Below are 20,518 nucleotides of genomic sequence, written 5' to 3' on the forward strand. Positions count from 1 at the left end.
GACGGCAGCTTCAGCACTAGATCACCCCGACAAGCAGCGCGGCTCCACCAAGGAAGCCAACGGCGCAGACCCACAGGAGCCAAAGCCCGCTCACCCTGCATTCGAGAACCGCTGCAACCGGGTTGTCGGGATCGTAGTGGACCTCGACCTTATCTCCCTGGAGATAGCGTTGTGATTGACCGCTGACGAGGCTCGGCAGCGAAGCCGTCACGTTTGCGCCGAAAGCGATGCGATCGGCGGCGTAGCGCTGGCCGGCGACGCTATAGCTGTAGACGATGCGGGATTTAAAGACTGCGCGCCAGGGCCGATAGCCGCCTCCGGACCTGTCGCGGGTCTCGAATTTCTGCAGGCCCGAGGCGTCGATGCGTCCTGCCGTGATGGGCCATTTGGCCGCCTGTTCCGCAAGTGACTTCTGGGCAAGCCCATGCGCAGGACAAACAATCCCATGAAAAGCAGCAGGGCAGCGGCGCCGAGGTTCTGCGGCTTGGGCAAAAACGGCCGGATCGCTTCGAGGAGGCCGCCGACGGAGAAGACCAATACAAGCGCGCCGACCACCAGCCCGGCCGAAAGCTGGACCATGAACTTGAAGGAGCCGTCGGGCATGGTGCGTTCGATCACGGCCTTGGCTGGATCGGCCGGATTGTAGAAGACGGTTATGCCGGCCCCGTTTGGAAATTTCGCAAGGGTTTCCGCCACCGCAAAGTTTCCAAGGTTCTCCTGCACGCTGTAGTGCGAACTGCGAAATGTCTTGCCGTTCACCTTATATTCGAAGGTGATTGCCGGGAAGTTGCGGATTTCGGTCGACCCTCTGCTGTCCGAACCGGACCCCGAACTGGTCACCTCGCGAGCCTCGACCCGCGACGAGATGATCTTTCCCGGCGTCGGAGACCAGCGGCTGACCGCCCTCACCTCCCACCACTTCAGCAAGGTGACGAGGGAGAGCATGCCGGCAACCGCGCAGGCAAACCCGATCAACAGAAATTTGAGTTCCAACGCTCACCCCCCTTGTCACTTTGGTGCCATGCCCCGCACAGGCATATCACGGTGATGCGGAGAGTGCGCCTGTCCAGAAGCCTGGAAACCACACAATCTTGATGCAAAGGCCGGCGGATCGCTCCACCGGCCTTTCTTGATCGGCAATGAAATTGCGATCAGTTCTTGGCCTTGTCGACCAGCCTTGTTCTTGGAAATTCCCACGCGCCCGGAGGGCGAAGCCCGAGGACGCGTAACGAAACGAACGTGGATTTCCTTCAGTTCTTGGCCTTGTCGACCAGCTTGTTCTTGGAGATCCACGGCATCATCGCACGCAGCTTGGCGCCGACTTCCTCGATCTGGTGACTGTCGTTGTTGCGGCGGATGCCCTTGAAGCGCGACATGCCGGCGCGATATTCCTGCATCCATTCCGAGGTGAACTTGCCGGTCTGGATATCCTTCAGCACGCGCTTCATCTCGGCCTTGGTGTCGGCGGTGATGATGCGCGGGCCCGAGACGTATTCGCCCCATTCGGCGGTGTTCGAGATCGAATAGTTCATGTTGGCGATGCCGCCTTCGTAGATCAGGTCGACGATCAATTTGACCTCGTGCAGGCACTCGAAATAGGCCATTTCCGGCGCGTAGCCGGCTTCCACCAGCGTCTCGAAGCCGGCGCGGATCAACTCGACCAGACCGCCGCACAGCACCACCTGCTCGCCGAACAGGTCGGTCTCGCATTCCTCGCGGAAATTGGTCTCGATAATGCCGGAACGGCCGCCGCCGACACCGCAGGCATAGGAGAGCGCCAAATCGAGCGCATTGCCCGAAGCGTCCTGGTTGACCGCGACCAGGCACGGCACGCCGCCGCCCTTCTGGTATTCGCCGCGCACCGTATGGCCGGGCCCCTTCGGCGCGATCATCACGACGTCGACCGAAGCTTTAGGCTCGATCAGGCCAAAATGCACGTTGAGGCCGTGGGCGAAGGCGATCGCCGCGCCATCGCGGATGTTCGGCGCGATCTCGGATTTGTAGATGTCGGCCTGCAGCTCATCGGGCGTGGCCATCATCATCAGGTCGGCCCACTTGGCGGCATCGGCTACGCTCATCACCTTGAGCCCGTCGGCCTCGACCTTCTTGGCCGTCGCCGAGCCGGCCTTGAGGCCGATGGCGATGTCCTTGACGCCGGAATCCTTGAGGTTGAGCGCATGCGCCCTGCCCTGGCTGCCATAGCCGATGATGGCGACCTTCTTGCCCTTGATCAGGTTGAGATCGGCATCGCGATCGTAATAGACACGCATTTTTCTTCCTTCCCGTTTTGAACCAGAGCATGATGCCGAAAAGTGTGAAGCGGTTTTCGGACGACATCATGCTCCATCTCTAGGTGTAGAGCCGGATTCAGATTTCAGGTCGATTCGACCTGAAATCATCCGGCTCTATGGGCCCTGCGGCCCGGTTTTTGCCCCGTAAAGAGCGAGAAACTGCTGCGTCGCCCGGACAGCATCGCCGCCGATCGCTGCATCAGTCAATTCCAGCCGGTCGCCAAGCAGCAAGCGGATCTGCACGTCACGGGCGACCAGCCCGAAAAAGGTGCGGAACGCCGTCTCAGCGTCGGAAAACTCGAGGAAACCAGCTTCCTTGCCTGCCGCCAGCACTGGCGTCAGGCGCCTGGCCAGCGCGAAGCGGCCATTTTCCAGCACGATGGCGCCGAGATCGTCCTTCCCCGAACTAGCATGGCCGACCGCCACCCGGTTCAGCGCGATCGAGGTGTCGCTCGAAATTACCGTGAGCCAGTCCGAAGCGAAGCGTTCGAGGCTCGCCGTCAGCGAAGCAAGGTCGAGCCCCTTGCGGTCGACCGGCACTACCCGCACCTTGGACGCCTGCCATTGTACCGTTGCCGTCAACAGCCCGTCGCGATCGCCGAACCATTTGTAGAGCGTCTCCTTAGAGCAGCTCGCCCGCCGCGCCACGGCGGTCATGGTCAACTGATCGCCCTCTTCGACCAGCAGGCGAAGGGCGGCGTCGAGGACGGCCTTCTGTCGCTCCGTCAGCGCCTCGCTGGTGTCGATGTCGGTCACAGCGTGCAACACAGTCTTTCCTCAGGAGGCAAACTCACCCGCAGTTCAGACACGAACGCGATGGCGTACCGTACGTTACGGTTCGGCTTTATGGCGTATTGCCCGACCCGGCGCAAGCCCTTATTTCTGTAGCGTGCTCCATGCGGGGGCATCACGGGAGACACGGACCATGCTCGCCGGATTGCTTGCCTTGACCGTTGCCGCAGTGTTCGCGGGTGCGGCTATCTACGTCAGCGTCGCCGAGCAGCCGGCGCGGCTTCGCCTCGATGACAAGGCATTGCTGCAGGAATGGCAGCCTTCCTACAAACGCGGCGCCGCCATGCAGGCCTCGATCGCCCTCATCGCCTGTATTCTGGGCCTCGTCGCGTGGTGGCTGACCGGCAATCTCGCTTATCTGGTCGGCGCCTTGCTGATCATCCTGCCTTGGCCATGGACGCTGCTGGTGATGATGCCGGCAAATAGGTTGCTGGAGGCGATGGACGCTAACACCATCAATCCTGAAGCTCGGAGATTGATCGTCAAATGGGGCAATCTGCATATGGTCCGCATCGGGCTTGGCGTTCTGGCGACATTGGCATTCCTCTTGGGCAGTGCCTGACCTCGCCAACCGGCGCCATCTTCGTCATGAAGGCGTGTCACTCCAGGGCGGGCGGATCTCGCAGGCGCCCAAGCAGAGCTGACAGCGCGTCGAGCTCATCATTGGAAAGCCGGGAGCCGACCAACTCCGCGATCGACCGCCCGTAGACAGCCCACATGCGGCGGCGCGTCTCGCGTCCCTTGTCTGTGACGCGGACTGTTTGCCCGCGGCCGTCATCGGCAACTGGAAGCTTCTCGACCTGCCCGTCAGCTTCGAGCCGCGCCAGCAGCCGGGAGATGTTGTACTGCGCAAACAGGGTGCGCTCGGTGAGCTGGAACGGCCGCAATCCGCCCTCGCCCGCCTCGGCAAGCTCATGCAGGACATCGTACCAGGCAAGCGGCGGCAGGCCACTGTCCTTCAGCGCGTCCTCGGCTCGTTCCAACAACTGGCGCGAAACCCGCATCAGGCGGGCCCAGGCCTTGATGGCTGGAGGTGAAGGAATCCCGGTCATGATTGCATCTTAGGCGATAGATGCAATTGCATCAAGCTTGACGATCGATGCAAATGCATCTATATAGATGCAATCGCATCAATCATCAGAGGCAATTCCAATGAAGCATGAAATCTGCAGGATCGCCGACATTCCGGAAACAGGTAGCCTGATCGCTCCGTTCTTCGGCCGCGAGGTCCATGTCTACCGCAGCGGCGAGCGTATCCGCGCCGCCGCCAACGTCTGCCTGCATTTCGGTGGCCCGCTCGACTGCAAGGACGGCAAGCTCGTCTGCCAGTGGCACGGCGCCTCGTTCGACATGGCGAACGGTGATCGCCTCGAAGGCCCGGCGCCGAAGGGCTCCCGCCTGATGTTCCTCTCCACCCGCGTCGAGGACGGCGCATTGAACTATATCTGGGGAGAGTGAGATGACCGACAAGCTCATCCTCGTCAGCCACCATCTTTGTCCCTATGTGCAGCGCGCGGCGATTTCACTTCGCGAAAAGGACGTGCCGTTCGAGCGCATCGCCGTCGATCTCGCCAACAAGCCTGCCTGGTTCAAGGCGATATCGCCGCTCGGCAAGGTGCCGCTGCTCCGCGTTGAGCATGACGGCCAGGAAACAGTGATCTTCGAATCGCTCGTCATCCTCGAATTCCTCGAGGAAACCCAACCCAATCCGCTGCATCCCACCGATCCCTATGCCCGTGCCCGGCATCGCGCCTGGATCGAATTCGGCTCGGCAATCCTCAATGCCATCGGCCGCTTCTATTCAGCGCCTACGGAAGCCGCGATGTTCGCTGAAAGCGAGGCGCTATCGGCAATGTTCGATCGCCTGGAAGTGGAACTGGCGAACGGCGCGGCTGGGCTATGGTTCGCCGGCGAGCGCTTTTCACTGGTCGACGCGGTCTACGGGCCGATTTTCCGCTATTTCGACGTCTTCGACCGGATCGGCGATTTCGACATCCTGGACGGAAAGCCGCATATCCAGGCCTGGCGCAAGGCACTGCGCGAACGCTCATCCGTAAAGGACGCGGTCGCTCCCGATTATGCGCAACGCCTCCATGCATTCTTGCAGGCCAAGGGTTCGCACCTTTCGGAAATCATCCGCCAAAACGATTCAACCACAGCGCTTCCGCAAGCCCGATCCGCCTGAACAGATCGACCACCCTTCCAGCCATCATCGAGGCAAGGATATTCGTTTCCGGCGGAATTCTTGCCACTGTCGCCACCAGCCTGTCGCGAACGCAGGTCTCCAGCGCAGTATCGATACGGTCCGTTCCTATGAGCGCGTAACTGATCGCCGCGCCGGCAATTGCGATATCCAGAGAATTGCCCATTTGCCCGACCAAACCCAGGCCAGACAATCCTTCAGCGCTGTCGCTAAATCAAGCCGCCGTCTCGGCCTGGAGGCTCAGCCTTCGGCAGCATCGAAAACCTTCCGCGCCTCGCGTACAGCGCCGTGATTGAGCTCGGCCCATTGGATCAGCTGATGCAATGGTCCAAACATCGAGCGCCCGAGATCGGTGAGGCTGTATTCGACGCTCGGCGGTTTGGTCGGAAACACCTGGCGATGCACATAGCCGTCGCGCTGCAGATCGTGCAGCGTCTGGGTGAGCATGCGCTGTGAAATATCGGGCACGAGGCGCCGCAACTCGCCAAAGCGGTACGGCTTCTCGGCCAAGGCCTCCATCAGCAGCGAACTCCATTTATTGCTTATGCCCTGGATCACGTCGCGAACCGGGCAATCCGCAAGGTTTCCGCCACCGCTGCCTGCTTTATAGATCTCGAGCTTCGATCTCAGATTGACGATCTTGCCGTCCATGGCTGGTTCCCTGGGTGTGCCTACCTCCCGCAAAACTGCCTTCTTTACGAGGATGGGTCAATTCCTATTTTAGTGCTGGTCTCTTTTTGAGACTAACATATGAACCCGCCGCTCCGGCGCAACGTCAGGACCTTTCATGACCGACACCCTTCTTGTCACCGGCGCCTCCGGCCAGCTTGGCCGCGGCGTCATCAATCATCTGCTTGAAACGCTCAAGGTCTCCCCTCAGCGCATCATCGCCGCTACCCGCAATCCGGAAAATCTGGCCGATCTGGCAGCCCGAGGCGTCACCATCAGGGCGGCCGACTTCGACGACACCGCATCGTTGGCCAGTGCATTTACCGGCGCCGACAGGGTTCTGATCATTTCGACAAACGAGCTCGCCCTTCCGGGCAAGCGCCTGAAGCAACATGAGACCGCGGTCGCCGCCGCAAAAAGCGCCGGCGTTTCGCATCTGCTCTACACGTCGATGCCCAATCCGGAGCCAGGATCGCCGGTGCTGTTTGCGCCCGATCACCACGGCACCGAGCAGGCGATCAAAGCGAGCGGTATCCCCTACACCATCTTCCGCAACGGCTGGTATCAGGAGAACCTGTTTATGGCGCTGCCGCACGCCATCGCCTCGGGGCAGTGGTACACGTCCGCTGGAGACGGCCGCATTGCCCATGGCGCGCGCGACGATATGGCTGCCGCGATCGCCGCCGGCCTCGCTTCGAGCGCAACCGAAAGCACGACATACACGCTGACCGGCCCCAAGGCCCACACGATGGCCGAGATTGCAGCCCTCGTGACCGAGGTCACCGGTAAGCCGATCGAAGTTGTCCAGCTTTCGGATGAAGCGCTGACCGAGGGATTGAAGGCAGCCGGCGTTCCCGAGGCTTTCGCTCCCGTCATCGTTTCCTTCGACACCAACACCCGCTCCGGCCGCATCAGCATGGTGACCGACGCGGTCGAGACGCTGTCCGGCAGGAAGCCGCAGCCGCTGAAGCAATTTCTTGAAGCAAACAAGGCGGCTCTGGTGAGCTGAGCCTCACAATGGCCGTGCCCTTCGAAGGGCGCGGCCATTTGTCTAGATAGCCACCTGCGTCCCGATCTCGACCACGCGTCCGGTCGGGATCTGGAAATATTCCGTCGCATCGGCCGCCGTGCGCGCCAACCCGATGAACAGCTTGTCCTGCCAGACCGGCATGCCGGAATTGGGCGAGGCCTTGAGTGAGCGCCGCGACAGGAAGAAGGAGGTCGTCATGATGTCGAACTTCCAGCCCTGCTTGCGGCAGATCGCCAGCGCGCGCGGGATGTTGGGCTGCTCCATGTAGCCGAAGGTCAGCGTCACCCGCATGAACAGCTCGTTGACCGTTTCCATCTTGACGCGTTCGCTGTCGGGCACGACCGGCTGCGGTGCCGTCACCACCGACAGGATGACGTTTTGCTCGTGCAGCACCTTGTAGTGCTTCAGGCTGTGCATCAGCGCGGTCGGCGCGCTCAGCGGATCGCTGGTCAGGAACACTGCGGTGCCTGACACCAGATGCGGCTTCTTCTTCAGCAGATTGCCGGCAAGGAAATCGAGCGGGATCTCGTTCCGCCGGGTCTTTTCGAACAAATAGCGGGTGCCGCGGATCCAGGTCCACATGGTCAGCACAATAACTGCGGCAATGGCAAGCGAGGACCAGCCCCCTTCAAACACCTTGACTATATTGGCTGCAAAGAAGCCGGTATCGACGAAGGCGAACACCGCCATCAAGGCGACCGCGACGCCGAGCGGCCATTTCCAGATGCGCGTCATCACAACAAAAAGCAGTATGTTCGTCACCAGCATGTTGCCGGTCACCGAAATACCGTAGGCCGAGGCCAGGCGGCTGGATTCGCCGAAGCCGACCACCAGCAGCATCACCACCAGCGCCAGCATCAGGTTGATGCGCGGCAGATAGATCTGGCCCGACTGTTTTTCCGACGTGTGCTGGATGACGAAACGCGGCAGCATATTGAGCTGCACCGCCTGCCTGGTCAGCGAGAAAGCGCCGGAGATCACCGCCTGACTGGCGATGACGGTCGCCGCCGTCGCCAGCACGACCATCGGAATAAGCGTCCAGCCCTGGTTCATCTCGAAGAAGGGATGACCGACAACGCCGCCATTTGCCAGCACGAAGGCGCCTTGCCCGACATAATTGAGCAACAGACAAGGGAACACGATTGCCAGCCAGGCGAGCACGATCGGCTTGCGGCCGAAATGGCCGAGATCGGCATAGAGCGCCTCGGCGCCGGTGACGGCGAGGAAGACCGCACCAACTGTGACGAAGGCGACATCGGGCGAGTTGACCAGGAACGACACGATGTAATGCGGGCTGATCGCCAGCAGGATTTCCGGATCGGCGATGATGTGGTTAATGCCGGAAAGGCCGATGGCCAGGAACCACAGCGCCGTGACTGGCCCGAACACCAAACCTACGCCGCCGGTGCCGAATCGCTGTACCGCAAACAGGATCGCCAGGATGGCTAGTGTCAGCGGCACCACATAGGGCTGGAAGGTCGGCGTGACGACATTCATACCTTCGACCGCGGATAGCACCGAGATCGCCGGCGTAATGACTGCGTCGCCGAAAAAAAGCGCCGCGCCGACGATGCCGATGCCGAGGATCACCGCCGAGCGCGTGGGGAAACTGTTGCGCGCCAGCGCCATCAGCGACAGCACCCCGCCCTCGCCTCGATTGTCGGCACGAAGCACGAACATGATGTATTTGATGGTGACGGTGATCGTCAGCGACCAGATGATCAGCGAGAGTACGCCGAGGATGTCGCCACGGTTGGCGACGTTGCCACCGGCCGATGCATGCAACGCCTCGCGAAATGCATAGATCGGGCTGGTCCCGATATCGCCGTAAACCACGCCGAGCGCGCCCAGCATCAGCACCTTGGTGCTGTGCTGCTCGACCTCAGAATGGCTCGATTGTTCGAGAGGTTCTGCCTCGTTACCAGCATTGGTAAGGGCCATGGACGACACTCCGGTAAGCGGGCGGTGCTCTACGCTTGCTGCACTGCAATATCAAGTGCCGTCACGTAATGGCTCCGTCCCGATATTGCGAGTCCTCCAGACTTGGCAGACTCAGTCCCATCGGCAGACTACCTGGAATGTCGCAACGGACACGTTTTTAAATAGCCACCTGCGTCCCGATCTCAACCACACGTCCGGTCGGGATCTGAAAATACTCCGTTGCGTCGGCCGCCGTGCGCGCCAACCCGATGAACAGCTTGTCCTGCCAGACCGGCATGCCGGAATTGGGCGAGGCCTTGAGCGAACGGCGCGACAGGAAGAAGGATGTCGTCATGATGTCGAACTTCCAACCCTGCTTGCGGCAGATCGCCAGCGCACGCGGGATATTGGGCTGTTCCATGTAGCCGAAGGTCAGCGTCACCCGCATGAACAGCTCGTTGACCGTCTCCATCTTGACGCGCTCGCTGTCGGGCACAACCGGCTGCGGTGCCGTCACCACCGAAAGGATGACGTTCTGCTCGTGCAGCACCTTGTAGTGCTTCAGGCTGTGCATCAGCGCGGTCGGCGCGCTCAGCGGATCGCTGGTCAGGAACACCGCGGTGCCCGACACCAGATACGGCTTCTTCTTCAGCAGATTGCCGGCAAGGAAATCCAGCGGGATCTCGTTCCGGCGCGTCTTGTCGAACAAATAGCGGGTGCCGCGGATCCATGTGGACATGATCAACCCCATGCCGCAAGCGACCGTGATCGACACCCACCCGCCTTCGAGGATCTTGACGACGTTTGCGAGGAAAAATCCGGTATCGATCGTGCCAAACAGCAGTGTGAGCGCGGCTGCCAGTGCAAGCTGCCATTTCCACCGGAACCGCATCACCACAAACAGCAGGATGGTTGTCATAAGCATTTCGCCAGTCACCGAAATGCCATAGGCGGAAGCCAGCGAACTCGAACTGCCAAAGCCGACCACCAGCAACATCACGCCCAGCGCGACCACCAGATTGACCCGCGGCATGTAGATCTGGCCGGATTGCATCTCGGAAGTATGCTGCACCTCGATGCGCGGCAGCAGATTGAGCTGCACCGCCTGACGGGTCAGCGAGAAAGCTCCGGAGATCACCGCCTGGCTGGCGATCACCGTCGCTGCCGTCGCAAGGCCAACCATGGGCATCAGGGCCCAATCGGGCAGCATCTGAAAGAATGGATTGGTGGGTTTGCCGCCGTTGGCCAGAACGAACGCGCCTTGTCCGAAATAGTTGAGGAGCAAACAAGGGAACACGACGGAGAACCATGCCAGCACGATCGGCCTGCGCCCGAAATGACCGAGATCGACATAGAGGGCCTCGGCCCCGGTGACCGCCAGGAACACCGCCCCGACCGTGACGAAGGCGCCGGTGGGCGTATTGGCCAGATAAGCGACGGCGTAATAGGGATTGATCGCCAGCAGGACCGACGGGTCGTCCAGCAGATGATAGACCCCGGCGGCGCCGATGGCCAGGAACCACGTTGCCGTCACCGGCCCGAACACGGCCGCCACCCTGCTGGTGCCAAAGCGTTGCACGGCAAAAAGCATTGCAAGGATGATCAGCGTGATCGGAACCACAAAGGTCTCCAGCGTCGGGGTCACCACTTCCAGCCCTTCAACCGCCGAAAGCACGGAGATGGCCGGCGTTATGATGGCGTCGCCGAAAAAAAGCGCCGCGCCGCAAAGTCCGATCCCCAGAATGAACCGGGCTCCCTTTGGATAAGCGTTGCGCGCAAGCGCCATCAGCGACAGCGTGCCGCCCTCACCCTTGTTGTCGGCTCTGAGCACGAAAGCGACGTACTTTATCGTGACGATGATCGTCAGCGCCCAGACGATAAGCGACAGCACGCCAAGGACGTCATTGCGCGCTACCGGTCCCGACGATGCGTGCAGCGCTTCCCGAAACGCGTAGATTGGGCTCGTGCCGATATCGCCGTAAACCACGCCCAACGCGCCCAGCATCAAAACTCTGGTGCTGTGCTGCTCGGCCTTGGAGTGGCTGGATTGTTCGATGGGTTCTGCCTCGCTACCAGCGTGGGCAAGGGCCATGGACGACACTCCCATAGACGTGCGGTGCTCTATACTGCGGGATGGAAAGGATGCGCTGCCATGCCGGGAACGCATGGCTTATCGGCTCGCCTCTCTCTACCAGCCACAAGCCTTCAGAAACCGCCTGACCGTTGCGGCCATGCCATACTCCAACGCATCGGCTGTCAACCCATGTCCGATCGACACTTCGGCCAATGCCGGGATGCGCCTGGCCAGTGCCGGCAAATTGCTCACCACAAGATCGTGCCCGGCATTGACCTGGAGCCCTGCAGCAAGTGCGGCATCCGCAGTCTTTCCCAATTTCTCCAATTCCCTCGCCGCTTTTGCCGAATCGGAATGATAGCTGCCATATGGACCTGTATAGAGTTCGATCCGGTCGGCGCCGGTGTCGCGAGCGGCTTTCACGCCAGCGGGATCCGGATCGGAAAACAGCGATACGCGAAAGCCTCCCTTCTTCAGGCGCTTGACGACCGGTGTCAGGAACGCAGCCTCGGCGGCGAAGTTCCAGCCATGGTCGGAGGTCGCCTGCGCCGGGTCGTCGGGCACCAGCGTCACCTGCTCGGGCTGATGCTTTTCCACAAGCGCCAGGAAATCCTCGGTCGGATAGCCCTCGATGTTGAATTCCGCATTCGGGAACTCGTCGTCGATCAGCGCTCTGATCTCAGGCAGATCGGAATGCCTGGTGTGCCGCTCGTCGGGTCGCGGGTGCACCGTCAGCCCATGCGCGCCGGCGGCAAGGGCGATGCGCCCGAGGCCTGTCACGCTTGGCCACGGCAGGTCCCGCCGGTTGCGCAGCATGGCGATGGCGTTGAGGTTGACGGAAAGCTTTGCAGGCATTTGCACGGTTCCAGGCTGATCTCGGCGCGCATCTATACCGTCTTTAAGGGGAACAGACAGAGGGTTTCAGGTGTTCCAAGGGAACGAAGAAAATCGAGCGCAAGGAGTTCCCTGTTGAATTTTCTCGATGCCGTCCCGGCGATCCGCCGCATCGATACCGATCGCGAAGACCTCTTCGCCATCGATGTCGTCGGCCATGTCGCAGCGGCCGACGCCGAAAACCTGTTCGGATTGCTGGAGGCAGCCTACGCGCTGCACCCGAAAATCGACGTGCTGGTGCGCCTGATCGATCATGAGGGTGTCGACTGGACCGATGTATCGGACGAGACGATCGAACAGGGTATTGCTCATGCGGTGGAGCATATCGGCCGCTGCGCGGCGGTCGGTGAGCCGAACTGGATAGCGGAGGCAAGAGCCTTTTTGCCCGCCTCTTTGCCTATCGAACTCCGGCATTTCGGGGCCAAGGACGAAGCCGCTGCCTGGGAATGGCTTGGCGCCAACCCGATCGCCCAGCGCTGATACGACCGCCCTATCGGACGATCGTCAGCCGTTCGGCCGCGCGCGTGATGGCGGTGTAGAGCCAACGCTGCCGGGTTTCCTTGAACGCCCAGCTTTCGTCGAAAAGCACGATCTCGTTCCACTGCGATCCCTGCGCCTTGTGCACGGTCAGCGCATAGCCATAGTCGAAATCATCGAAGCGCTTCTTCTGCTGCCAGGGAATGTCGGCGTCCGGGTCTTCGAACGCCGCCTTGAGCAGCTTGATCTTGGCGACGCCGCGATCCGGGTCGTCTTCCTCCGGCGAAACCAGCAGATTGATGCCGGGCTTGACCGTCTCGCGCGACGAGGTCATCACCTTCCACAGCGAGCCGTTGAGCAGTCCCTTGGCCGGATCGTTGCGCAGGCAGACCAGCTTGTCGCCGGCTTGCGGATAATCGGCGTTGAACCCCTTCAGCTCGCGCAGCCGCTGGTTATAACGGCGGCGCGTACGGTTGGTACCGACCAGCACCTGGTCCGCCTTCAGCACCAGTTCCTGGGTGACGTCTTCCTTGCCGATCACTTGCGCCGCGCCATAGTCGCCGCGCATGAACTCGCGGCCCTCGCGCACGTCAAGCGCCAGCCGGATGATCGGGTTGTCACGTGCCTGGCGATGGATTTCGGTGAGCAGAATGTCCGGCTCATGGTCGGTGAAGAAGCCGCCGCCGGAGATTGGCGGCAACTGGCCGGGATCGCCGAGCACCAGGATCGGCGTGCCGAAGCTCATCAGGTCACGGCCAAGTTGCTCGTCGACCATCGAGCATTCGTCGATGACGACGAGCTTGGCCCGCGAGATCGGGCTCTGCCGATTGAGCGAAAATGTCGGCGACATCGATGTCTTGCCGGTCACCTCGTCCGCTACCGATTCCTCGCCTTTCGGCCGGTAGATCAGCGAATGGATGGTGCGGGCATTGACCGCGCCCTTGGAACGCAGCACCTGCGCCGCCTTGCCCGTAAAGGCGGCGAACTGCACCTGGCCGTCGACGTGCTCGGCGAAATAGCGCGCCAGCGTCGTCTTGCCGGTGCCGGCATAGCCGAACAGCCTGAACAGCTGCGGCTTGCCGGCTTTCAGCCAGCCGGCCACCGCCTTCAGCGCCTCGTCCTGTTGAGGAGAGAATTCCATCAGCGCGACAGACCGGATTCGCGAGGGAAAGACAAGGTGACTGCCGTCACCATCAATTTTCATCGCTGGCAATTACGCCGCTGCAACAGGGTCAGGCTATCAGTGACGAACAGGAACGTAAAGAGAACAACGCCGGGCGACGACAGCTCACCCAGCCCGCTGTGGATCGTTCTCCAGCAGGATCGGCTTGCCATGCGGCGTAGCATGCGCGGCGCGTTCCCAGGCAGCGGCGAGCGCATCGATATCGGTCTTCGCGGCAAGACCCTTCGAAGCAAGCAGCTTTTCCAGTGCCGCCAGCCAGTGCTCGTAGTAATCGTGGCCGTCGCGAGCGGCGCCTGGCCGCCTCACCTCGGCCGACAGGGCGTCCGCCCATTCGCTCCACGAAAACAGCCCGCCGTCGTGTAGCGCCACCGTCATGGCGAAGGCCTCTGCTTGCCACGGCTCGGCGAAGACCGGCGCCTCGACACCGGCGGGCAACATGGCGGCGACTGAGCCCGTTTCACGCCGGCTCAAGATAGCTCTCCCAGGCATCGATCGACACGACAAGTGTCGGGTCGGCGCCCTCGCCCCAGATTTCGCCGCCGCTGAAGGCCACCGTATAGACCCATTGCGGGTTTTCGCCCTGGCCGTGCGCATTGGTGTCGGGAAAGACAAAGCCGTCGCGCACAGCCTCGACGACGCCTTGTTTGCCGCGAGCATAGCGTGGCAGCCTGGTGTGGCCGGTCGGATGAAAGTTCTTGGTTCGCACCAGGTCGCCTGCCTTGAACCGCGGCGGCGCGGCGACAGGCCGGTCGCAGCGCCCGCCCTTTGCCAGCACCGCCGGAACATCTTTAGCCTTCAGCACCCGTTTGGGTGTCACTGCCGGGTCGACTGCGTCGCTCGTAGCCAGATCGCGGTCGCTGACGAAACCATGGCGTTTGAGCAGCACCTCCAGAGCCATGATCCATATCTGGTAGTAGCTGGAGGCATAATAATCCGCTGGATGCAGCGATTCCCGCGCGTGCCGACTCTCGTCGATGGTCCAGGCGCCCATGGCGCCGGCGCACAACGTTACGCCCAGCGCCCGCCTTTCCCAATCGGCATGGAAATAGGGTTCGTCCAGTTCGGGCGCCACTGGCCCGAAACCCATCTGGCCGCCGAGATCCTGCGGCCCGTTCATGCCGGCTCCCGCGCCAACGCCGTGCCGATCATGGCATCGCGCTTCACCAGATCGGCGAGCCGTGCCTCATCCCAGCCCTCCGTACCCCTGGGACGCATCGGCACCACGAGATAGCGCAGCTCGGCGGTCGAATCCCACACCCGGATTGTCGTCGTCGCCGGCAAGGTCAGGTCGAATTCCTCAAGCACGCCACGCGGATCGATCACTGCGCGCGAACGGTAAGGCGGCGCCTTGTACCAGACCGGCGGCAGGCCGAGAACAGACCACGGATAGCAGGAGCATAGCGTGCAGACGACGAGGTTGTGCGTGTCGGCCGTATTGAACACCGCCTGCATGTGCTCGCCTTGCCGGCCGGTATATCCGAGCGATTCGATGGCCGCCGTCGCATCACGCTTCAGCCATGCGGCAAACCCGGGATCAACCCAGGCTTTCGCCACCACCTTTGCGCCGTTGCGCGGCCCGATCTTGGTCTCGTAGGTGTCGACGATGACGTCGATCGCCGCCGGATCGATCAGACCTTTGCGGGTGAGAATCGTCTCCAGTGCGCGCACGCGCGCCGCAAAAGGATCAAGCTCGTTATCGTGGTCGTGATTGTGCGGCATGGCGTCAAATTACGATCGCGGACCTCCGGCCGCAAGCACCACGGCTTGGGCCAGCGCTATTCGGCTGCCGCCTTCTGCGGCACCGGTTCTTCCTCGTCGTCGAACAGTGACGGCTGGTCGAACGCCTCGACCGGGCTCGGCTCGCCCCGGCGCCCCGCCCATACGCTGACGAGCCAGCCGGAAAAATGCTCCATGTAGACGTAGATGACGGGCGTGACGAACAGCGTCAGTGCCTGCGAGGCGACAAGACCGCCGACCACCGCCACGCCGAGAGGCTGGCGCAATTCCGCGCTGGCGCCGGTGCCGAGCGCGATCGGGATGGTGCCCATCAGCGCGGCAAGCGTGGTCATCATGATCGGCCGGAAGCGCATCAGGCAGGCCTTGTGGATGGATTCGACAGGCGACATCCCCTCGCGCCTGAGCTCGAGCGCCACGTCGATCATCATGATGCCGTTCTTCTTAACGATGCCGATCAGCATCAGGATGCCGATCACCGCTATCACCGACAAATCCATCCCCGCCAGCCGCAGTGCCACCAGCGCCCCAAGTACCGCCGACGGAAGCCCGGTCAGGATGGTAAGCGGATGGATGAAGCTCTCATAGAGCATGCCGAGAACGATATAGATGGTCAGGATCGCGCCACCGATCAGCAGCCCCTGGTTGGAAAGCGAATCCTGGAAGGTCTTCGCCGTGCCCGAGAAAGTGGTCGAGATCGTCGGCGGTATGCCGATCTTTTCCTTCAGCGCATTGATGTGGCTCACGCTGTCACCGAGGGCCACGCCCCGCGGCAGATTGTAGGAGATGGTCACTGCCGGGAGCTGGCCGAGCTGGTTGACGGTCAAAGCACCGGCGGTCCGATCGACGCGGGCGAAGGCGCCAAGCGGTACCAGACTGCCGCTGACCGTCCTTACTTTAATCGCCAGCATCCGTTCGGGCGACCACTCGATCTTCGGGTCGAGCTCCATGACCACTTTATAGCTGTCGGCCGAACCGAAGATGGTCGACACCTGCTGGGTGCCGAAACCGCCATAGAGGCTGGAGCGCAACGTGTCGGTATCGACGCCGAGCGTCGCTGCCTTGTCGCGGTCGATCACCAGCGTCGCCTGCAAGGCGTTGTTCTGCAGATCATTGGTGACGTCGGTGAAGGCGGCATGATCGGCAGCCATTGCGTCCGTCAGCTTCTGCGCCCAGACGTTCGTCAGGCCGGTATCGAGGCCCTGCACGGCAAGCTGGTAGGCACTCGCCGAAGAGCGGGCGCCGAGCCGCAGATTCTGCACCGGTTGCATGTAGGTTTCGATGCCGGACACATTGGCAAGCTGGCGCCGCAGATCCGAAAGTACCTTGTCGATGTTCGGTCGCTGGTCCTTGTCTTTCAGCTGCACAAACAGCTGGCCCTGGTTGAGCGCATTGTTTCCACTGCCCGCCGACCAGCCGACATGGGCGACGTAGGGCGAATGGGTGAAGACATCCGCCACTTGCCCCTGAAGCTTCACCATCGCGTCAAACGAAATGTCCTGGCGCGCAATGGTCGTCACCGAGACCTGGCCGATATCCTCCTGCGGGAAAAAACCCTTCGGCGAGATCTGGATCAGCCACACCGACAGCCCGGCGGTCACGAGGAAGACAAGGAAGACAAGGAAATTGTGGCGCAGGCAGAATGTCAGCAGCCGGTCATAGCCCCGCATGAAGACGTTTTGCCTATGGTCCTCGCCATGCGCTGCCTTCTGCTCGGCTTTCGATAGTGACAACAGCCGCGAGCACAGCATCGGCGTCAACGTCAGCGAGACGAACATCGATGCCAGGATGGCGACCGTCACCACCACTGCGAATTCGTTGAAGATGCGCCCGATCACGCCGCCCATCAAAAGCACCGGAATGAACACGGCGACCAGCGAGATCGAGATCGAGATGATGGTGAAGCCGATTTCGCGGGCGCCCTTGAGCGACGCTTCGAGGGCCGAGAGCCCGTCCTCCTCCATATGGCGGAAAATATTTTCCAGCATGACGATGGCATCGTCGACGACAAGGCCGACCGCCAGCGTCAGCCCCATCAATGAGACGTTGTCGATGGAAAACCCGAACAGGTACATCACGCCCAGCGTGGCGATGAGCGAAATCGGTACTGCCACTGCCGGGATGACCGTCGCCGTCACCCGGCGCAGGAACAGGAAGATCACCATCACCACGAGCGCGATGGTGAGCAGCAGCGTGAACTGCACGTCGTCGACCGCCTCGCGGATCGACGTCGAGCGGTCGTTGAGCAACTGGATGCTCGCCGCTGCCGGCATCTGACCCTCGAAGGAAGGCAGCATCGCCTTGACGCGGTCGACGACGTCGACGGTGTTGGCATCCGGCTGGCGCTGCACGGCCATGATGATGGCGCGGGTGCCGTCATACCAGCTTGCCGTCGTCGTGGTCTCGACCGAATCGATGACGCGGGTCACCTCGCCGAGCCGCACCGGATGGCCGTTCTTGGTGGCGATGATGATGTTGGAGAACCCCGCCGCATTGGTGAGCTGCGTGTTCGCGGTAATGGTCAGCTGCTGTTTGTTGTTCTTGAGCACACCGAGCGGCGTGTTGCTGTTGGCCGAGGCAATGGCCGTTTGCAGCTGGTCGATCGAAATGCCGCGTGCGGCGAGCGCCGTCGGATCGATCTGGACGCGCACGGCATATTTCTGCTGGCCGTAGATCGAAACCTGCGCAACGCCGTCGATCGTCGACAGCGATGGCGAAATCACATTCTCGGCAAACGCATTGAGATCGGTCAGCGGAATGGTGTCGCTGACAAGCGACATCAGCAGGATCGGCGCGTCGGCTGGATTGACCTTGCGGTAGCTCGGCGGGCTGGTCATCTCCGGCGGCAATTGTCGCTGCGTGCGTGCGATCGCCGCCTGCACGTCGGCGGCGGCTGCATCGATGTCGCGGTTGAGCACGAACTGAATGGCGATCGAGGTCGAGCCGAGCGAGTTGGTCGTCGAGATCGAATCGATGCCTGCGATAGTGGAAAACTGCTTGATCAGAGGCGTTGCTACCGAGGTCGCCATGGTTTCCGGCGAGGCTCCAGGCAGCGAGGCCGAGACGTTGACAACCGGAAATTCCGCGCTTGGCAGCGCCGCGACCGGCAGGAATTTGTAAGCAAATAGCCCGCCCAGAACCAGGGCGAACGACATGAGCAGCGTGGCGACGGGCCTGCGGATGCAGAATTCGGAAATCATGGCTGTGTTCCGCCCGTCCGGTCAGCCTCGGCAACCTTCGGAGCCGCCTGATCGCCGGTGCCGGTCGAAGCCTTGCCTTCGCGCACCGCCGCGCCGTTTTTCAGCTTGGTCTGGCCCTCGACGACGACACGCTCGCCGCTTTTCAAACCCTGACTAATCGCGGTGTTGGCGCCTTCTGTCAGCGCAACCTGCACGGGCCGCATCTCCACCGTGCTATCCGGCTTGATCACATAGACGAAGGGGCCCTTCTGGCTGGGCTGGACGGCGACCGTCGGAACGGACGTCATTTGTGGCATGATGCCGGCATCGAGCACGACATTGACATATTGGCCCGGCCACAGTGAAAGATCGGCGTTGGGCACGCTGGCCCGCGTTGCGATCGTGCCAGAGGCCGTGTCCACGCTGGAATCGACGAAATCCAGCGTTCCCTTGCCGATCGGCTTCGGGTCGCCGTCCTTGGTCAGCGTCACCGCACCTTGCTGCGGCGCTGCCAGCGCTTTGTGCAGCAAGGCAAGATCGCTTTCCGGAAGATTGAAGTTCACCTGCAGCGGGTCGATCTGCGTGATCGTCACCAGCGGGGTCGACGTGCTGCTGCCGTTGCTGGTGGTGACGAGGTCGCCGACCGCGACGCTGACCGCACCAAGCCTGCCGGAGATCGGCGCTTTGATCGTCGCAAAGCCAAGCTGGACCTCGTCCGCATCGATCGTCGCCTTGTCGGCGTCGACGGTGGCCGCGGCGGATTTTTGCGCCGCGACGGCCTGATCGTAGGTCTGCTGTGTCCCGGCCTGCCTGGCGACGAGATTTTTGGCGCGCTGAAGATCGGCCGTTGCGCTGGCAAGCAGCGCCTGGTCTTTCGCGAGCGTCGCCTGATCGCGTGCCAGTTGCGCCTTCAACGAGCGATCGTCCAGCGAGAACAGAAGGTCTCCGGCCTTCACCATCTGTCCGTCCTTGACCGCGATTGCAACGATCTGGCTCGAGACCCGTGCGTTGATGCTGACCACGGCAGGAGAGGACACGAAGCCGATGGCATAGCGCCGGACCGGGAAATCGGCCGTCGAAGCGGTGGCGGCAACCACCGAAGTGGAACGCGCGGCATTTGCCGCTGCGGCGGGTTTGTCCGCGGCCGCCGTCGTCTGCTTCGCCGACAGCATCTGCTGAAGACCGCTCCTTGCGCTGGGCGAAAGATAGAGCCACGCCGCGGCAACGCAGGCTGCAGCGATCACCGCAAACACGATCTTTCCGCGCATCGACAAAAGGCCTCTCGATCCGACACGCCGCTATCCGGTGGCCGTAGTCTAGCTCAACTCGCAGCCGATTGCCGCGCTTTTGCCAGATAATAGAGGATGCCGAAGGCGAAAAAGGGCCAAAACCCGTCATTACGAAGATTTAATGTGCAGTGCACAATAAAACGGCAGCTAACGCAGCATCGGCCACAGTGTCGCCGCCAGCATCACGCCCGTGGCGATGTTGAACCATTTGAGCCGCACCGCATCCGCCAGGAAACCGCGCAGCGCCATGCCGAAACCGGCCCAGGTCGAAATGCTCGGCAGCATGACGACGGCGAACGCAGCCGCGATCAGCACCACCGACACAAACGGGCGTTCCGGATTGGTATTGACGGCCATGGCTGTAATCGCCATCACCCAGGCCTTGGGATTGACCCACTGGAAAGCCGCGGCCTCGATGAAGCGCATCGGCTGGCCCTTCGCCTCGCCTTCGCCGCCGAGCGAGCGCGACATGGCGATCTTCCAGGCGAGATAAAGCAGGTAGAGGCCGCCGGCGATCTTCAACCCGGTATGCAGCACCGGAAAGGCCGTCAACACGGCGCCAAGCCCGAAGCCTACGGCAAGCAACAGCACGAGGAAGCCGAAGCCGATGCCCAGCATGTGTGGCACGGTCTTGACCAAGCCGAAATTCACACCCGAGGCCAGAAGCATGAAATTGTTCGGACCCGGCGTGATCGAGGTCACGAAGGCATAGACCAGCAAGGCGAAGAATGCGTCGAATGTCATGGTGTTCCCCCAATCAAGTCACCACCATTGCCCCTTACG

21 protein-coding genes are annotated in these 20,518 nt (G+C 61.8%); 5 read left to right on the forward strand and 16 right to left on the reverse strand.

The annotated features are described in order from the left end of the window. Positions 1–16: 16 nt before the first annotated feature. From NKJ40_RS31935 to NKJ40_RS16405, 4 genes are all read right to left on the reverse strand, one after another. The gene (locus NKJ40_RS31935; RefSeq protein WP_502903723.1) at positions 17–277 is read right to left on the reverse strand and encodes a DUF3592 domain-containing protein; all 261 of its coding nucleotides are present in this window, start codon (positions 275–277) and stop codon (positions 17–19) included. After that, a complete protein-coding gene (locus NKJ40_RS31940) occupies positions 208–993 on the reverse strand; it encodes a DUF3592 domain-containing protein (protein WP_502903721.1) in 786 nt (261 codons plus the stop codon). Before NKJ40_RS31940 ends, NKJ40_RS31935 begins: the two co-directional genes overlap by 70 nt. Positions 994–1,250: 257 nt before the next feature. Next, entirely contained in the window at positions 1,251–2,270 is a 1,020-nt protein-coding gene (ilvC, locus tag NKJ40_RS16400) for a ketol-acid reductoisomerase (protein ID WP_352466900.1), read from the reverse strand. Between the two features lie 135 nt (positions 2,271–2,405). Beyond that, positions 2,406–3,059: a TetR/AcrR family transcriptional regulator gene (locus NKJ40_RS16405; RefSeq protein ID WP_352466901.1), complete on the reverse strand. Its 654-nt coding sequence runs from the start codon at positions 3,057–3,059 to the stop codon at positions 2,406–2,408. Between the two features lie 157 nt (positions 3,060–3,216). Here NKJ40_RS16405 and NKJ40_RS16410 point away from each other — a divergent pair, with 157 nt between their 5' ends. Next, entirely contained in the window at positions 3,217–3,645 is a 429-nt protein-coding gene (locus tag NKJ40_RS16410; protein WP_352466902.1) for an anthrone oxygenase family protein, read from the forward strand. A 37-nt stretch (positions 3,646–3,682) separates the two neighbouring features. Here NKJ40_RS16410 and NKJ40_RS16415 read toward each other — a convergent pair whose 3' ends face one another. Continuing rightward, on the reverse strand, positions 3,683–4,135 hold the full coding sequence (locus NKJ40_RS16415) for a MarR family winged helix-turn-helix transcriptional regulator (protein WP_023676665.1): 453 nt from the start codon (positions 4,133–4,135) through the stop codon (positions 3,683–3,685). 100 nt (positions 4,136–4,235) lie between these two features. On the opposite strand from NKJ40_RS16415, the gene NKJ40_RS16420 reads away from it, so the two are divergent. Both NKJ40_RS16420 and NKJ40_RS16425 read left to right on the forward strand, forming a co-directional pair. After that, complete coding sequence (locus tag NKJ40_RS16420) at positions 4,236–4,541, forward strand: Rieske (2Fe-2S) protein (protein WP_352466904.1); 306 nt, start codon at positions 4,236–4,238, stop codon at positions 4,539–4,541. 1 nt (position 4,542) lies between these two features. Next, positions 4,543–5,268: a glutathione S-transferase family protein gene (locus NKJ40_RS16425; RefSeq protein WP_352466905.1), complete on the forward strand. Its 726-nt coding sequence runs from the start codon at positions 4,543–4,545 to the stop codon at positions 5,266–5,268. A gap of 258 nt (positions 5,269–5,526) precedes the next feature. Here NKJ40_RS16425 and NKJ40_RS16430 read toward each other — a convergent pair whose 3' ends face one another. Beyond that, the gene (locus NKJ40_RS16430; RefSeq protein ID WP_352466906.1) at positions 5,527–5,937 is read right to left on the reverse strand and encodes a winged helix-turn-helix transcriptional regulator; all 411 of its coding nucleotides are present in this window, start codon (positions 5,935–5,937) and stop codon (positions 5,527–5,529) included. A 136-nt stretch (positions 5,938–6,073) separates the two neighbouring features. Here NKJ40_RS16430 and NKJ40_RS16435 point away from each other — a divergent pair, with 136 nt between their 5' ends. Next, complete coding sequence (locus NKJ40_RS16435; protein WP_352466907.1) at positions 6,074–6,964, forward strand: SDR family oxidoreductase; 891 nt, start codon at positions 6,074–6,076, stop codon at positions 6,962–6,964. A gap of 42 nt (positions 6,965–7,006) precedes the next feature. Here NKJ40_RS16435 and NKJ40_RS16440 read toward each other — a convergent pair whose 3' ends face one another. The 3 genes from NKJ40_RS16440 to NKJ40_RS16450 all read right to left on the reverse strand — a co-directional run bounded on the left by NKJ40_RS16440 (position 7,007) and on the right by NKJ40_RS16450 (position 11,834). Continuing rightward, positions 7,007–8,926: a potassium transporter Kup gene (locus NKJ40_RS16440; RefSeq protein WP_352466908.1), complete on the reverse strand. Its 1,920-nt coding sequence runs from the start codon at positions 8,924–8,926 to the stop codon at positions 7,007–7,009. 157 nt (positions 8,927–9,083) lie between these two features. After that, positions 9,084–10,997, reverse strand: a complete 1,914-nt coding sequence (locus tag NKJ40_RS16445; protein WP_352466909.1) for a potassium transporter Kup — start codon at positions 10,995–10,997, stop codon at positions 9,084–9,086. A gap of 96 nt (positions 10,998–11,093) precedes the next feature. Next, the gene (locus NKJ40_RS16450; RefSeq protein ID WP_352466910.1) at positions 11,094–11,834 is read right to left on the reverse strand and encodes a pyridoxine 5'-phosphate synthase; all 741 of its coding nucleotides are present in this window, start codon (positions 11,832–11,834) and stop codon (positions 11,094–11,096) included. 114 nt (positions 11,835–11,948) lie between these two features. Here NKJ40_RS16450 and NKJ40_RS16455 point away from each other — a divergent pair, with 114 nt between their 5' ends. Then, on the forward strand, positions 11,949–12,353 hold the full coding sequence (locus NKJ40_RS16455; protein ID WP_352466911.1) for a SpoIIAA family protein: 405 nt from the start codon (positions 11,949–11,951) through the stop codon (positions 12,351–12,353). A 10-nt stretch (positions 12,354–12,363) separates the two neighbouring features. On the opposite strand, the gene NKJ40_RS16460 is transcribed toward NKJ40_RS16455, so the two are convergent. The 7 genes from NKJ40_RS16460 to NKJ40_RS16490 all read right to left on the reverse strand — a co-directional run bounded on the left by NKJ40_RS16460 (position 12,364) and on the right by NKJ40_RS16490 (position 20,479). Next, positions 12,364–13,491 (reverse strand): ATP-dependent DNA helicase, encoded by a 1,128-nt coding sequence (locus tag NKJ40_RS16460; protein ID WP_023720791.1) that lies wholly within the window; start codon positions 13,489–13,491, stop codon positions 12,364–12,366. A 147-nt stretch (positions 13,492–13,638) separates the two neighbouring features. Next, positions 13,639–13,971: a nitrile hydratase accessory protein gene (locus tag NKJ40_RS16465; RefSeq protein WP_352466951.1), complete on the reverse strand. Its 333-nt coding sequence runs from the start codon at positions 13,969–13,971 to the stop codon at positions 13,639–13,641. Between the two features lie 19 nt (positions 13,972–13,990). Next, positions 13,991–14,650, reverse strand: coding sequence for a nitrile hydratase subunit beta (nthB, locus tag NKJ40_RS16470; protein WP_352466912.1), 660 nt, complete (start codon positions 14,648–14,650; stop codon positions 13,991–13,993). Beyond that, on the reverse strand, positions 14,647–15,252 hold the full coding sequence (gene nthA / locus NKJ40_RS16475; protein ID WP_352466913.1) for a nitrile hydratase subunit alpha: 606 nt from the start codon (positions 15,250–15,252) through the stop codon (positions 14,647–14,649). The genes nthB and nthA overlap by 4 nt, the downstream gene beginning before the upstream one ends. A 56-nt stretch (positions 15,253–15,308) precedes the next feature. After that, positions 15,309–18,467 carry an efflux RND transporter permease subunit gene (locus NKJ40_RS16480; RefSeq protein ID WP_352466914.1) on the reverse strand — a complete coding sequence of 1,053 codons (3,159 nt, stop codon included), beginning with the start codon at positions 18,465–18,467 and terminating at the stop codon, positions 15,309–15,311. Then, the gene (locus tag NKJ40_RS16485; RefSeq protein WP_352466915.1) at positions 18,464–19,714 is read right to left on the reverse strand and encodes an efflux RND transporter periplasmic adaptor subunit; all 1,251 of its coding nucleotides are present in this window, start codon (positions 19,712–19,714) and stop codon (positions 18,464–18,466) included. Before NKJ40_RS16485 ends, NKJ40_RS16480 begins: the two co-directional genes overlap by 4 nt. A gap of 168 nt (positions 19,715–19,882) precedes the next feature. Next, positions 19,883–20,479 carry a LysE family translocator gene (locus NKJ40_RS16490; protein WP_352466916.1) on the reverse strand — a complete coding sequence of 199 codons (597 nt, stop codon included), beginning with the start codon at positions 20,477–20,479 and terminating at the stop codon, positions 19,883–19,885. Positions 20,480–20,518: the final 39 nt, after the last annotated feature.

Origin of the sequence: Mesorhizobium sp. M0119 (assembly GCF_040322615.1) — a bacterium.
GTDB lineage: Bacteria > Pseudomonadota > Alphaproteobacteria > Rhizobiales > Rhizobiaceae > Mesorhizobium.

Coding starts and splice junctions, on each gene's coding strand:
- ilvC (WP_352466900.1), bottom strand. CDS start 2,270: ATGCGTGTCTATTACGATCGCGATGCCGATCTCAACCTGATCAAGGGC.
- NKJ40_RS16410 (WP_352466902.1), top strand. CDS start 3,217: ATGCTCGCCGGATTGCTTGCCTTGACCGTTGCCGCAGTGTTCGCGGGT.
- NKJ40_RS16415 (WP_023676665.1), bottom strand. CDS start 4,135: ATGACCGGGATTCCTTCACCTCCAGCCATCAAGGCCTGGGCCCGCCTG.
- NKJ40_RS16420 (WP_352466904.1), top strand. CDS start 4,236: ATGAAGCATGAAATCTGCAGGATCGCCGACATTCCGGAAACAGGTAGC.
- NKJ40_RS16425 (WP_352466905.1), top strand. CDS start 4,543: ATGACCGACAAGCTCATCCTCGTCAGCCACCATCTTTGTCCCTATGTG.
- NKJ40_RS16430 (WP_352466906.1), bottom strand. CDS start 5,937: ATGGACGGCAAGATCGTCAATCTGAGATCGAAGCTCGAGATCTATAAA.
- NKJ40_RS16435 (WP_352466907.1), top strand. CDS start 6,074: ATGACCGACACCCTTCTTGTCACCGGCGCCTCCGGCCAGCTTGGCCGC.
- NKJ40_RS16440 (WP_352466908.1), bottom strand. CDS start 8,926: ATGGCCCTTACCAATGCTGGTAACGAGGCAGAACCTCTCGAACAATCG.
- NKJ40_RS16445 (WP_352466909.1), bottom strand. CDS start 10,997: ATGGCCCTTGCCCACGCTGGTAGCGAGGCAGAACCCATCGAACAATCC.
- NKJ40_RS16450 (WP_352466910.1), bottom strand. CDS start 11,834: ATGCCTGCAAAGCTTTCCGTCAACCTCAACGCCATCGCCATGCTGCGC.
- NKJ40_RS16460 (WP_023720791.1), bottom strand. CDS start 13,491: ATGGAATTCTCTCCTCAACAGGACGAGGCGCTGAAGGCGGTGGCCGGC.
- NKJ40_RS16465 (WP_352466951.1), bottom strand. CDS start 13,971: ATGTTGCCCGCCGGTGTCGAGGCGCCGGTCTTCGCCGAGCCGTGGCAA.
- nthB (WP_352466912.1), bottom strand. CDS start 14,650: ATGAACGGGCCGCAGGATCTCGGCGGCCAGATGGGTTTCGGGCCAGTG.
- nthA (WP_352466913.1), bottom strand. CDS start 15,252: ATGCCGCACAATCACGACCACGATAACGAGCTTGATCCTTTTGCGGCG.
- NKJ40_RS16480 (WP_352466914.1), bottom strand. CDS start 18,467: ATGATTTCCGAATTCTGCATCCGCAGGCCCGTCGCCACGCTGCTCATG.
- NKJ40_RS16485 (WP_352466915.1), bottom strand. CDS start 19,714: ATGCGCGGAAAGATCGTGTTTGCGGTGATCGCTGCAGCCTGCGTTGCC.
- NKJ40_RS16490 (WP_352466916.1), bottom strand. CDS start 20,479: ATGACATTCGACGCATTCTTCGCCTTGCTGGTCTATGCCTTCGTGACC.